Annotated in this window: 14 protein-coding genes and 1 pseudogene; 2 read left to right on the top strand and 13 right to left on the bottom strand. The window is 68.9% G+C overall.

The window, feature by feature from the left end; all coding sequences use genetic code 11:
* Positions 1–73: 73 nt before the first annotated feature.
* A complete protein-coding gene (locus A5775_RS18360) occupies positions 74–514 on the bottom strand; it encodes an SRPBCC family protein (RefSeq protein ID WP_067255467.1) in 441 nt (146 codons plus the stop codon).
* A 58-nt stretch (positions 515–572) separates the two neighbouring features.
* Positions 573–1,061: a thioesterase family protein gene (locus tag A5775_RS18355; protein WP_067255465.1), complete on the bottom strand. Its 489-nt coding sequence runs from the start codon at positions 1,059–1,061 to the stop codon at positions 573–575.
* A 14-nt stretch (positions 1,062–1,075) separates the two neighbouring features.
* On the opposite strand from A5775_RS18355, the gene A5775_RS18350 reads away from it, so the two are divergent.
* The gene (locus tag A5775_RS18350; RefSeq protein WP_067255521.1) at positions 1,076–2,188 is read left to right on the top strand and encodes an alcohol dehydrogenase catalytic domain-containing protein; all 1,113 of its coding nucleotides are present in this window, start codon (positions 1,076–1,078) and stop codon (positions 2,186–2,188) included.
* On the opposite strand, the gene A5775_RS18345 is transcribed toward A5775_RS18350, so the two are convergent.
* From A5775_RS18345 to A5775_RS18295, 11 genes are all read right to left on the bottom strand, one after another.
* Positions 2,185–3,108 (bottom strand): alpha/beta hydrolase, encoded by a 924-nt coding sequence (locus A5775_RS18345; RefSeq protein WP_067255463.1) that lies wholly within the window; start codon positions 3,106–3,108, stop codon positions 2,185–2,187. The two genes, A5775_RS18350 and A5775_RS18345, sit on opposite strands and share 4 nt — an antisense overlap.
* Entirely contained in the window at positions 3,105–4,625 is a 1,521-nt protein-coding gene (locus tag A5775_RS18340; protein ID WP_156660762.1) for an NAD(P)/FAD-dependent oxidoreductase, read from the bottom strand. The genes A5775_RS18345 and A5775_RS18340 overlap by 4 nt, the downstream gene beginning before the upstream one ends.
* Entirely contained in the window at positions 4,607–5,335 is a 729-nt protein-coding gene (locus A5775_RS18335) for an SDR family NAD(P)-dependent oxidoreductase (RefSeq protein WP_067255460.1), read from the bottom strand. Before A5775_RS18335 ends, A5775_RS18340 begins: the two co-directional genes overlap by 19 nt.
* The gene (locus tag A5775_RS18330) at positions 5,332–5,742 is read right to left on the bottom strand and encodes a nuclear transport factor 2 family protein (RefSeq protein WP_067255458.1); all 411 of its coding nucleotides are present in this window, start codon (positions 5,740–5,742) and stop codon (positions 5,332–5,334) included. Before A5775_RS18330 ends, A5775_RS18335 begins: the two co-directional genes overlap by 4 nt.
* Positions 5,739–6,497 carry an HpcH/HpaI aldolase/citrate lyase family protein gene (locus A5775_RS18325; RefSeq protein ID WP_067255457.1) on the bottom strand — a complete coding sequence of 253 codons (759 nt, stop codon included), beginning with the start codon at positions 6,495–6,497 and terminating at the stop codon, positions 5,739–5,741. The genes A5775_RS18330 and A5775_RS18325 overlap by 4 nt, the downstream gene beginning before the upstream one ends.
* Positions 6,498–6,507: 10 nt before the next feature.
* On the bottom strand, positions 6,508–7,476 hold the full coding sequence (locus tag A5775_RS18320) for a zinc-binding dehydrogenase (RefSeq protein ID WP_067255454.1): 969 nt from the start codon (positions 7,474–7,476) through the stop codon (positions 6,508–6,510).
* A gap of 1 nt (position 7,477) precedes the next feature.
* Positions 7,478–8,698, bottom strand: coding sequence for a cytochrome P450 (locus A5775_RS18315; protein WP_067255452.1), 1,221 nt, complete (start codon positions 8,696–8,698; stop codon positions 7,478–7,480).
* Between the two features lie 17 nt (positions 8,699–8,715).
* Positions 8,716–9,420, bottom strand: coding sequence for an NIPSNAP family protein (locus A5775_RS18310; protein WP_067255450.1), 705 nt, complete (start codon positions 9,418–9,420; stop codon positions 8,716–8,718).
* Positions 9,421–9,424: 4 nt separating this feature from the next.
* The gene (locus A5775_RS18305) at positions 9,425–9,988 is read right to left on the bottom strand and encodes a hypothetical protein (protein WP_067255448.1); all 564 of its coding nucleotides are present in this window, start codon (positions 9,986–9,988) and stop codon (positions 9,425–9,427) included.
* 158 nt (positions 9,989–10,146) lie between these two features.
* The gene (locus tag A5775_RS18300; RefSeq protein ID WP_067255446.1) at positions 10,147–11,316 is read right to left on the bottom strand and encodes a CaiB/BaiF CoA-transferase family protein; all 1,170 of its coding nucleotides are present in this window, start codon (positions 11,314–11,316) and stop codon (positions 10,147–10,149) included.
* Positions 11,317–11,379: 63 nt separating this feature from the next.
* Complete coding sequence (locus A5775_RS18295) at positions 11,380–12,300, bottom strand: NAD(P)H-binding protein (protein ID WP_067255442.1); 921 nt, start codon at positions 12,298–12,300, stop codon at positions 11,380–11,382.
* A gap of 89 nt (positions 12,301–12,389) precedes the next feature.
* Here A5775_RS18295 and A5775_RS18290 point away from each other — a divergent pair.
* A pseudogene (locus tag A5775_RS18290) lies at positions 12,390–12,803 on the top strand (winged helix-turn-helix transcriptional regulator); the annotation flags it as partial.
* Positions 12,804–12,819: the final 16 nt, after the last annotated feature.

Here is a 12,819-nt window from a genome sequence, read left to right as displayed (position 1 = left end):
CGGGTCGCCGCCATCCAGCTAGCGGCGATCGGGAGCGCGGCGAAGCCGGGCGAACCGGGTCGCCGCCATCCAGCTAGGTCGCGGCCAGCTGCTCGGCGCGCTGTTTGAGGCTCTCGGCGAGGTGGTCGAGGACGTTGTTAAGGAGCTGCTTGACCATCGGCGCGGGAACCGGCATCGAGGTTTCGACGTCCAGGTCCACGGTCAGCAGGCTCGACGCTCCCATCGCCACCACGGAAAACAGCTGCTCCTGCTTGGTGAACAGATCACCCTGCTGCAGGACGGTCTGGATCTGGTTTTCCCCCGGGTAGTACACGGCCTGGATGAACATTGCCTCCATGCCTTGGTAAGCGGTGTCCAGCCGCAGCTGGCTGGGGCGCCCGTCGTCGTAGCGGGCGAGCACCCAGAGGCCTTTGATCTCCTCGTTCCACTGCGGGTAGGCCTCGAAATCGCCGACGATCCTCATGATCAATGCGGCGTCGGCGCCGATTTCGACGGTCTTGCTCAAGACTGGCATGCGCGCAGCATAACGGGGTGAGCGAAAACCCCAGCGCGGGGCGGTATCTGGGCCGGGCCTAGGCCGATTCGCCGACGACGGCCGCCGACAACAGGGACCGGATGGGGTCGGGAATCGGGACGGACTTGCGGGTGACCCGGTCGACGTAGACGTGCACCCAATGCCCCAGCGCGGTGATCGGCCGCGCCATGCCTTCTCCGGGGCCTTCGTTCGACTCGAACACCCCCAGCCGGTAGGTGACGCTGCTGCGCCCCAGCCGTGTCACGGCCAGGCCCACCACGAGGCCCTGGGGGAAATGCAGTTCGGAGAAGTAGCGGCAGCCCGATTCGGCGACGATGCCCAGCGCGGGCGTGGTCATCGGGTCCAGCCCGGTGCTGGTGTTGATCCAGGCGTTGATCGCGGTGTCGAACAACTGGTAGTAGACGGCGTTGTTGAGGTGGCCGAACATGTCGTTGTCGACCCACCGGGTCCCGACCGGCCACAGCACCGGGAAGTCGTTGCTGGTCAACCCGTCCGGGGCGGGGGGAACTGCTGGAGCCGAAGCCATGGTTGTATTCCAGCATGTCCGGAATTCGGGGCGCGGTGCTGGAGCACATCGGCGCGCCCCGGCCGTACGCGCGGTCGCGGCCCATCAGCATCACCGAGGTCGACCTGGCACCCCCGGGCCGCGACGAGGTCATGGTCCGCATCGAGGCGGCCGGCATCTGCCACTCCGACTTGTCGGTGGTCGACGGCAACCGGGTGCGCCCGGTGCCGATGCTGCTCGGTCACGAGGCCGCCGGAATCGTCGAACGTGTCGGTGACGGTGTCGGTGACGTGGCCGTCGGGCAGCGGGTGGTGCTGGTGTTCTTGCCGCGGTGCGGGCACTGCGCGGCGTGCGCGACCGACGGGCTCACGCCGTGTGAGCCGGGCAGCGCCGCCAACGGCGCCGGCACCCTGCTCGGCGGCGACATTCGGCTCAGCCGCGCCGGCCGGCCGGTGTATCACCACCTCGGGGTGTCGGGCTTCGCCACACATGCGGTCGTCAATCGGGCCAGCGCGGTCGCGGTGCCGCCCGACGTGCCGGCCGAGGTCGCCGCGCTGCTGGGGTGTGCGGTGCTGACCGGTGGGGGCGCGGTGCTCAACGTGGGGCATCCGCGACCGGGCCAGACGGTCGCCGTCGTCGGGCTGGGCGGCGTCGGGATGGCGGCGGTGCTGACCGCGCTCACCTATGACGGCGTGCGCGTCGTCGCCGTCGACCAGTTGCCCGAGAAGTTGGCCGCCGCCCGGGGCTTGGGCGCGCACGAGGCGTACACGCCCCAGCAGGCCGTCGACGCGCACGTGAAGGCCGCCGTGGTGGTCGAGGCCGTCGGCCATCCCGCCGCGCTCGAAACCGCGATCGGCCTGACCGCCCCGGGCGGGCGCACCGTCACCGTGGGGCTGCCGCCGCCGTCCGCGCGGATCACCGTGTCGCCGTTGGGTTTTGTGGCCGAGGGCCGGTCGTTGATCGGCAGCTATCTCGGCTCGGCCGTGCCCAGCCGGGACATTCCCCGGTTCGTCGAGCTGTGGCGCTCGGGCCGGCTGCCGGTGCAATCGCTGGTGTCGTCGACGATCCGGCTGGACGACATCAACGAGGCGATGGACCATCTGGCCGACGGCACCGCGGTGCGCCAGCTGATCAGATTCGACAGTTAGGCGCCGTGTAACGCGCCGGACAGCGCGCTGGCTTGCAGCGCGAACAATCGTTGCGAGCCCGGCCAATCCGGCAGCAGTGAATCGAATCCGTGGCAGGCGTGCGCAAAGACGTGCAGCTCGGCGGAGACCCTGGCGTGCAGGAGCCGCAACGCATAGTCGATGGCCTCGTCACGGAACGGGTCGATCTCGGCGCAAGTGATCAAAGCCGGTGCCAAGCCGGCGAACCCGGACCTCCGCGCGGGCACCGCGGCCTCCGGCCCGGCGTCCGGACCCAGGTAGTAGCGCCACATCAGGTCGGCGCCCTCGCCGTCGAAGGCCGGGCTGGTGCGGAACTCCGCCTTCGACGGGGTGGCCCGGTCGTCGAGCACCGGTTGGTGCAGCAACTGGAACACCACCGGGGGCAGTGATCCGTCGGCGGCGCGCTGCGCCAGGCATGCGGCCAGGGCGGCGCCGGCGCTGCTGCCCGCGACGGCCACCCGCGCCGGATCCACCCCGAGCCCGGCCGCGTCGTCGGACACCCAGCGCAGCACGGCGCTCGCGTCCTCGAGCGCGGCCGGATAGGGGTGTTCCGGTGCCAGCCGATAGTCCACGGACACCACCGTGCAGCGGGCGCGGCGGGCGAGCTCCACGCACGCGCGGTGATCGGTGTCCAGGTTGCCCAGGGCGAAACCGCCGGCGTGGCAATACACGACGGCGGGCGCCGGTGCGGGCCCGCCGCAGTAGATGCGCACCCCGACGCCGGCGGCGCTGTCCTCGACGATCCGGACCCCGCGGGTGTCGGTCTGCTCGGCGGTGATGCGGCGGCGTTCGTTGAACGGATCGCGGGTGAGTTGGATTGCGGGAACCGAGAAATCGGTGCGGGTGGTGGCGATGGCGCGCAGCGCCGGGTCGAGGCGATCGGCGCCGTCGAGCTCCGTCATCGCGTACCCCGCTCGGGCGCGACGACCGCGGGCGAAGCGGAGGTCGCGGGCGCCTCGAAGCGGAAATTGGCCGGCCTGAACCTGCGCGTCATTCCCCAGAAGGTCCGCGCGCTGCGCGGCCACTGGGTGACCACCCGGCCATTGGGGGCGCGGAAGTAGTTGCTGCACTGGGTGGTCCAGACCGTGCCCACCATCCATCGGTCGATCTTGTTGACGAAGTCGGCCAGCGCCGAGGGGCGCACCGCGACGTAGCGCTTGCGGTTGCGGCGCAGGTAGCGCAGCGCCCGCACGATGTAGCGCGCCTGGGCTTCGAGGATGAAGATGACGCTGTTGGAGCCGACGTTGGTGTTCGGTCCGTACAGCATGAAGAAATTGGGAAATTCGGGCACGGCCATGCCGAGATAGGCGTGCGCGCCGTCGCGCCAGACCTGCCGCAGCGTGATTCCGTGTTCGCCGGACACGTCCAGTTCCCCGAGATAGTCGGCGGCGGCGTAGCCGGTGGCGCACACCACCAGGTCGACATCGCGTTCGGTGCCGTCTTCGGTGACCAGCGATCGGGCCCGAAGGTAGCGCGCCGGGCTGGTCACCACCTCCACGTTGGGCCGGGTCAGCGCGGGCAGGTAATCCGAGGAGAACACCAGCCGCTTGCAACCCATCGGATGATCGGGTGTGAGCTTGCGGCGCAATTCGTCATCGGGGACGCTCTTCTCGAGCAGCTGCAACGCGAGAGCGGTGAATTGCTGGGTCTTTTCGCTGCCGTGCTCGATCACCGAGATGTTGGATTCGCTGCGCAGCCACAGCCTGGTCCGGTAGAGCTTTTTGACGAACGGGAGATGCGCGAGCGCCCAGCGCTCGCGGCGCGTGTAGTGGCGGTCCGGCTTGGGCAGTATCCAGGTCGGCGATCGTTGCACCGAGTACACGGTGTCGGCCACTTCGGCTAATTCGGGGATCAGCTGGGAGGCCGTGGATCCGGTTCCCAGCACCGCAATTCTCTTTCCTTCCAGCGGGATCGAGTGGTCCCAGCGCGACGAGTGCATCACGGTGCCCGTGAAGGGCTCCTCTTCGAGGAGGTCCGGCAGCAGCGGCCGGGTGAACAGGCCCACGGCCGAAACAACGACGTTGAAGTAGTGCTGTTCGCCGGCCGCGGTGGTCAGGCACCACAGCTGAGTGTCCGGATCCCAGTGTGCGGAGCGGATTTCGGTGCGCAGCAACAGGTGCGGGCCCAGACCGTACTTGTCGGCGCTTCGCTGGAAGTAGTCCAGGATTTCGGGTTGCCCCGACCACAGCCGCGACCAGTGGGCGTTCAGATCGAACGAGTACGAGTAGAGGTGCGACTTGACGTCGCACGCCAGCCCCGGATAGGTGTTGATCCGCCAGGTGCCGCCGACGCCGTCTTCGCGGTCGAAGATGGTGAAATTGGCAAACCCGTTGCGCGACAGCATGATTCCCAGTGCCAGGCCGCCCGGGCCGGCCCCGATGATGCCGACCGAGAGGTCGCTCATCGGATCTGCAGGCATTGACCACCGTCGATGATGAGTTCGGAGCCGGTGATGAACGACGCCTCGCCGGAAACCAGGAAGGCCACCGCGTCGGCGACTTCATCGGGCCGGCCTATCCGCCCGAACATCGAGGCCGCGGCCAGCCGGGTCTGGGTGGTCTCGTCGAGCATCGATGTGGCGATCGGTCCGGGAAACACCGCGTTGACCCGGATGCCGGAGGGGGCGAGTTCGGCCGCGGCGGTCTGGGTCAGGCCGCGCAGCGCCCACTTCGACGAACCGTAGGCGCCGTGTTGTGGGAACGGGCGGATCGCGCCGGTGCTGCAGATGTTGACGATGGACGCGTCGGGCGCCGCGCGCAGGTGTTCCAGCGCTGCGCGGATGCCGAGGAAGGGCCCCAGACAGTTGACCCGCCATGAGTTTTCGAAGCCTTCGGCCGTTTCGTCGGTCAACGACGCCCGGTGCAGCACGCCGGCGCAGTTGACCAGGGTGCTCAGCGACCCAAAGCGGTCGACGACCTGTTCGACGACCGAGTCCCACTGCTGCTCCGAGGTGACGTCGAGCTCGACCGCGATCAGCTCCTGGTCGCCCGATTCGCGCACCGCCGCGGCGAGTTCGTCTGCCCGCCGATCGCAGGCTGCCACCGAAAACCCCTTGGCGCGTAGCCGTTCGGCGATGGCTCGGCCCTGTCCGCCGGCTGCGCCGGTCACGAGTGCGACACGTGGGTTCATGCCGGCCCGCCCTCGGGGCTGTCGGCCAATCCGCTGCCGGTGATGAAGCTGCACCGGCGGCGCGCAAAGCGCCACTGCCCGGCGACGCGTGTCAGCTCGTCGTCGTAGAGCGCGGGCCGTAGCTGCAGATCACCGGCGCGGACGAACAGCACCTGCGATCTGGCGGTGGCGCGCTCCCCGTCGACCGCGATCCGCGAGACGCCGGTCAGATGAAGCCCGCGCGCGGCGGCGCCGAACATGTCGGCGATTCCGTCATGGCCGGCGAAAGTCTTTCCGTAGACCAGGAATTCGCCGTCGGGGGCGAACAGCAGGACGCACCGGTCGACGTCTCCGGCATCGAGTGCGAGCGCGTAGCCGGCGATCAGGTCGCGGATCGCGGCCTGGTCGTCCGGCGTCTGGGCGGTCATTGGGTCGCCTCACGCAGGTGTTCCGCGGCTCCGCGCCGCAGCGCCTGCGACTCGGCGGCCAGGGTGATCATGCCAAAGCCCAACCGAGCCATGGCGTGACCGGTTTTTCCGTCTCCGGCGTGAATGCCTGTCACCAGGCCGGCGTCCGACGCCGCCCGGTGGATACGGGTGATCGCGTCGAGCACGTCGGGATGCCGGGTCGCGCCGACGACGCCGGCGCCCATCGAGATCGCGAGATCGGCCGGCCCGACGTAGATTCCGGTCAGGCCGTCGACGGCGCAGATCTTTCGGATGTCGGCCAGCGCCGCCGCGGTCTCGATCATCGCGAACACGCCGACCCGGGATTCGTGGGCGGCGGGGTCGTGACCGAGGCTGGCGCGCAGCGGGCCGAAGCTGCGCACACCGGCCGGTGGGTAGCGGGTCGCGGCCACTGCGGCGGCGGCCTGGTCGGCCGACTCGATCATCGCGATGACGACGGCGTCGGCGCCGGCGTCGGCCACCCGCCCAATCGGTGCGGCGTCGGCGTTGGGGAGGCGCACCACGGTGCCCAGCGGCAGGTGTTCGGTGCGGCGCAGCATGCCGGCGATGTCCGCGTCGTCGAGATAGCCGTGCTGGGCGTCGAATCCGACGTAATCGTAACCGGCGCGGGCGAATTCCTCGGGTCCCAGCCATGTCGGCCCGGTGACCCAGCCACCGAAGATCACGGATTTGCTGCTCAGCGCCAGCTGCAGATTACTCGGGGAAGCGTCCGTCACGGTCGACCCCTCACCCGGCGATCGCGATCTTGATGCGGTCGGCGGCCGGCCGGCTGGCCAACTCGAACGCGTCCTGCACCGCCCCGACGCCGAACGTGTGGGTGAGGTAGGCGCCGAGCAGCCAGGGGTGCTCGGCGGCGAACTTGCTCGCGAGCTCCAGCATCCGCCGCCGGTCAAGCGTCACACCGGATTTCAGGGTCAGGTTGTTACGCAGCATGGCCCGCATGCTGATCGGATACATTTCGTCGTCGGCGACGCCGAAATAGAAGATGGTGCCGCCCGGCGCGGCGGCGTCGATGGCGTGCGTCAACGTGGCGACCTGGTGACCGACCGCCTCGACGACGACGTCGGCGCGGTCCGCGGGCTGGAGCTGGCTCGCCCAGCGGTCGCTGGTGGCGCGCACCGGGTCGTCGACGCCGAATGCCCTTGCCAGATCACGGCGGTCGACGGGGTCGACCCCGGTGACGCGCCGGGCACCGGCCGCCTTGGCGACGTAGGAGAACAGCAGGCCGATCGACCCCTGGCCGATGATCGCAACGTGGCGGCCGGCCAGGTCACCGAGCTGTTCGCACGCGTAGAGCACACAGGCCAGCGGTTGCAGCCCGATCGCCTGCGCCGGGGTCAGCGCCGGGTCATACGGCGCCAACCCGTCCCCGTTGCTGACGACGCGCTCCATCATGCCGTCGAACCCGGACGCCCAGCCGACGACGAGATCCCCGGGACGGTGTGCGGGATGCCGGCTGGCGATCACCTCGCCGGCGACCTCGTGGATGGGGAAGCCGTCTTTCTCGGGACCGCTGCGGCCGTCATCACCCGGGATGCGGCCTTTGGCGCCGCGAAACGCCGGCAGATCGCTGCCGCAGACGCCGGCGGCCAGGAACCGCAGCAGCACCTGACCATCGGCCAGGCACTCGGGTGTTTTGTCCGCGATCGTTGTCCGCTCGAACAAATATGGGGCGATGAGCCGGTAGGACCACACGTCATACCTCCACCGGGACGTTGTTCCAACCCCACTGGAAGCTGGACGGCAACCGGGTGGCGGCCTCGGCCTGGATCGCGTAGTCGGGTACCCGGCGCAGCCATTCGGCAAGCAGCACAGCCATTTCCAGTCGCGCCAGGTGGTATCCGATGCAGAAGTGCTGGCCGCGGCCGAACGCCAACGAGCGGCGGATGGGCCGGTCCCAGATGAATTCGTCGGGGTCGGGGTATTCCCGCTCGTCGCGGCTGGCCGACGCGAGCAGGGTGATGACGCGCTGGCCCGGGTTGATGGTTTGACCGTGAAGGTCGAACGGTTTGCGCGCCGTTCGCGCGAACCACTGCGCCGGCGCGCAGTATCGGACCATCTCCTCGCGGGCGACGGGCACGGTGCTCTCGGGATCGGCGCGGACGGCGGCCAGCTGGTCGGGCCGTTGGCTGAGCTCCCAGAGTCCGTGGGCGACGATTTTGGGCACGGTCTCGGTCCCCCCGATGAAGATGCACAGCATCTGGGTGGCGATTTCCATGTCGTCGAGCGCCCTGCCGTCGGGCAGGTGGTAGCCGAGCAGGCCGTCGACCACGTCCAGCGGCCCTCCGGATTGATCGGCGCGGCGGCGGGCGACCGCCGGCAGCAGGAACTCGAAGTAGTTGGGTCGCGCTTGCCCGGTGTCGACGCCGACGCCGGGCTGGGCGAGGCTGCCGGCATTGACCGCGGCGAGGACCTGCGGCGCGAGATCGGTGGGAATGCCCAGCAGTTCGCAGACAATCGCGGCCACGACGACGCCGCCGTAGTCCTGGGTCAAGTCGAACGAGCCGCGCGGCAGCAGCAGATCGAGGCGTTCGTTGGCCAGCTCCCGGATCCTGCCCTCGAGGTCCGTGACCGAACGTGGCCGAAACGGCCGGGAGTGCGTGCGCCGGATCTCGCCGTACAGGTCCGCGTCGAACATGGCATGGAATGGCAGCGGCTGCAGCGGCGGGTCGTCCACCGGCCCGGAGTTGTGTTGGGCCAGAACCGATGCCGCAGGCAGCGTGCCCTCCGAGGCGACGAACGTGCCGTTGTTGACTTCCAGGACTTTCCAGACGTCCTCGAAACGCGACAGCGCAAAGGTGTCCCACTGCGGCATGTAATACACCGGGTGGCGGTCGCGCAGGATTCGGTAGTACGGCAACGGGTTTGCCATCACCGCAGCGTCGAAAGGGTCGTAGCTGAAGTCGGTGTGGTTCATGGGTCCTTGGCGCTCGGTCACTGCAGCGGCGAGGGCGGTAGGGCCGCCAGGATGGAGTCTTCCCAGCCGTCCCGCAGCGCGGGGGCCACGCTCATCCAGGTGACGATCTCGGCGGGTGGGCTCTCTTTCCAGGAGGGGTAGTGCTCGGCGAAGCAGTCCCATCCCCCGTCCAGGGCCCAGTAGTGGATGACCTCGTTGAAGCGGAAGGTGGTGGTGAACGAGCCGAGCCAGCGTTTTCCGGTACGTTCCGACCACGGCACGTAGAGGCGCTCCAGCTCCCGGATGTAGTCGTCCTGGCGGCCCGGCTTGGTCTGCATGATTTCCTGAATCACCAGCGGCGCAGTGAAATTGGTCTCGCGCAGCTGGGCGAGCGTCCTGTTGCTGGGTCCGGCGTACATGATTCGCCCCTCGCCGGAGGCGCCGACGTCGGCCAGGAACGCCGACCAGGTGCCGGCGGCGGCCTCGTGACTGCCGCCGCGGGCCTGGGCGGCGCCGATCCTGGCGTAGTCGGCGAACCCGTCGATCTCCCAGATGACCGTCACCTGCGGCCAGTGACCGTTGTAGGCCGTGGATTCCCAGATCGCGAACAGCCGGGCGCCGAGTTGTTCCATCATCGGCTGGTAGGTGTCGGCGAAGATCTCGGTGAACCGGTCACTTCGGCCGGATCCCAGCGAGATGGTCTCGTGCAGATAGAGCAGCGCGTGTTTGTAGTACTTCTTCATAGGCCTAGTCGAGCCGGATCAGCTCGGAGTCGGCCCCCGATCCCACGTCGCACAGCAGCGTCTCGGTGGCATCGACCGTGGCGTCCGAAAGACCCGCTGCCGCAAGCGCATAACCCTTGAACATGCGCGCGGCCCCGCTGAGCAGGTGCTGGGCGCGGGTCGTCGCGCGATTCACTCCCAGCGGCCATCCGTCGCCCCACAACGCGACCTCCGTCAGCCGGCTGTCCAGCGACTCGAGTACCGCGTCACGCACCCGCGCATCGGCGGTGAATGCCTCGGCGCTGACCGCCAGGCTGGCCGAGCCCGCCCCCAGCGCGGCCAGGGATGACTCGAGGTCCGATACCCGCACGCCCAGGATCCGCAGCGCCCGGGTGTCGCGGCCCTGAGGGAGCAGCACGGTCACCTCCCAGCCGGCCATCGCCCGGTCGTAGAGCCAACCTCCGGCCGATTGCACGACGTCGACGGCGCTGGCCGCGACGACATCCAGTCGATACCGCAGGCCCTCACCGTTGGCGTGGGTTGCTCGGTCGGCGCTGCTCTTGCTGATGTCGAACGTTGGAGCGACCATCGATCCATTCCTCACCACGGCCCCCACGACTCCGTCGGCGGGCCTCAAGCGCTTGTCATGGGCTTTCTCAAGGACTGGAGCCGCCGCACGCGTCGAGTGAAGCGACTCACCGCACAGCGTGACACTTCTGGTGAAATTTGTAAAGGTCCGGCGGGCCGTCACGAACCGCGGCGCGCCTCGAGGTCGGCCAGGACTTCCTCGGTGTGCTGCCCGAGTTGTGGTGCCGCAGAACGCGGTGCCCACGGGGTGCCGTGAAAATCGGCCGGCGTGGCCACCATCGGTACGGCCGCGTCCCCGTCCGGGACGTCGACGATGCCGCCCGCGGCGTGGAACTGCTCGTCGGCCACGACGTCCTCGAGCGTGTTGACCGGTGACCAGAAGAATTCCGGTTCCCCGGCGAATACCTGCGCCCACTCGTCGAGCGGGCGTGTCGCAAAGATCTCGTCGAGGGCGGCGATCAGCGCCGCCGAATTGACCGCGCGGGAGCGGGCATCGGCGAACCGGGGGTCGTCGCGCCATTCGGGCCGGCCCACCGCGCGGCACAGCGCCGGCCAGTGCCGCTCGGCCTCCAGTCCGACGATCCAGAACCGCCGCCCGTCCTGGGCGGCGTAGTTGTTCATGCACGGGTTGCCCATCGATTCGCGTTGCCCGATCGCGATCGGCTGGCCGCTCATCAGATAGGTGTTCAGGTCGAAGCTCACGGTGTAGGCGCCCTGCCGGTACAGCGAGGTGGTCACCAATTGGCCCGTCCCGGTGCGCTCGCGCGCGAGCAGCGCCGCGCACACCGCGGCGGCCATCGTCATCCCGGCGGAGTGGTCGCCCATGCCGCCGCGCTGAAACGGCGGCGTCTCGCCGGGCCGGGTGAGCAGGTGGGCCACCCCGGCCCGGGACCAGAACGCGGCCACGTCGAAGGCGGCGCGATCGGCGTCCGGCCCGCTTTCGCCGTACCCGGTGATCAGCCCGTAGACCAGGCGGGGGTTGGCCGCCGATACCGACTCGAAGTCCAGCCCGAGACGTTGTAGCGCACCGGGACGCACATTGGTCAGGAAAACGTCTGCGCCGGCGAGTAATTCGAACGCGGTGGCGCGTCCCGCGTCGGTGCCGAGGTCCAGTACGACGCTGCGCTTGGACCGGTTGTCCATTTCGAACGGCGGGTTGAGGCCCATATCGCAGCCCAGCATCCGGCCGAACAGGCGCGCCGGATCACCGGTGGGCGGCTCGATCTTGATCACGTCGGCGCCCCAGTCCGCCAGGATGCCGCCGGCGGCCGGCCCGGCCACCCACACCCCGAGCTCGACGACTTTGACGCCTTCCACCGGTCCCGCCATGGGTAAGTTCCTACCCTGTCGGCGGGCGAAGGCGCACGCATCCCCCCGATTGCGCGGTATGGGTCAGCTCGCCACGCGCTCATCGCCCACCGCGAATCCGCCGTCGTGGACGAAGGCGGCGCGGTTGGCGTCGACGTACTCGGGCACGGTCATGGGTTTGTGCCCGCTGATCACCTCGACCAGGTTGTTCTCGCGGGCGAAAATGCCGTCCTGGTAGTCCTGCGCGACGCTGCTGATGTGCTGGACGAAGAAGTCCGGCCAGCCCTGCGCGGTCAGCCCTGCGGCGAAGGTGGGGATGCCGATCGGCTCGTAGCGCACTGCGATGCCAAGCGCGTCCGACATCTGCCCGGCGATGCCGTAGTGGTCGAGTTCCTCGGCGCCCACCAGCGGATAGATCTGGCGATCGTGGGGAGCCGGGTTTTGCAGGATGGCCGCGATGACGCCGGCCTGGTCGCGTCCGGCTATGGGAGCGTGGCGGCCGTTGCCGAACGGCAGCCGCAGCACGCCCTCGTCGCCGTTGCGGGCCCACTGCCATTTGAGCCATTCGGCGAAGAACGTCGGGCGCAGATGCGTGGTGCCGAAGGCAAACCGGTCCAGCAGGCGCTCGGCGATCCAGTGCTGTTGTGCAGCATTGCTTTTCGCTTCGCGCCGTGCGGAGATCTGGGACATGTTGACCACCGCGCGCACGCCCGCCTCGCTGGCGGCCTGGGCGAAGATGGCCGTGGCCGGCAGCAGGCTGCCCGGGGCGATCGGGTAGCAGAAGTAGGCGGCGCTGACGCCGGACATCGCCGAGCTGACGGCATCGAAGTCGAGCAGATCGCCAACCGCGATTTCGGCGCCGATGGCGGCCAGCGTGTCGGAGCGCTGGTCGCGGCGGTGCACGAACGCGCGCACCCGGTGCCCGGCGTTGAGCAGCATCTCGACGGTGGGTGCGCCGGTGTTGCCGGTGGCGCCGGTGATGAGAAACAGCTGATCCGATGACATTTCCCGACTCCTTGCTGAGTAACGATGACGTTAGTAAGATGTAAGCACGATATGCTGGATAACGCAAGCGTTAGTCAAAAGGGGCCATAATGGAGTTCGATAACCGGCTGCAGGACCGGCAGCAGTGGTCGATTGGCGAAAGCTGTTCGATGTCGAAGGTCCTCGAGCTGCTCAGCACCAAGACCGCCTTCCAAGTGGTCCGCGAGTTGTTCTTTGGCACAAGGCGATTCGAGGACTTTGCAGAACGCATCGCGACGTCGGCCCCGGCAGTGTCTCGGGCGCTCAAGCAACTCGAAGCCGCGGGCATCGTCGCCCGCGTCCCCTACCGGGAGCCGGGTAAGCGCGTCCGCGACGAGTACCGACTGACCGAGGCCGGGGAGGACTTCCTGCCGGTGTTCATGTCGCTGGTGCAGTGGGGAGACACCTATCTGCAGGATGGCCCCGCGCCGCTGTCGTTCGTCGACGCCGCCACCGGCCGGGCAGTTGGGGTGTGCGTGACCACCGACATCGACGCACCGG

It is taken from the genome of Mycobacterium sp. 852002-10029_SCH5224772, from assembly GCF_001667315.1.
Taxonomy (GTDB): Bacteria; Actinomycetota; Actinomycetes; order Mycobacteriales; family Mycobacteriaceae; genus Mycobacterium.
Note: the sequence above shows the minus strand (reverse complement) of the source record. Positions and strands in the feature narration are given on the sequence as shown.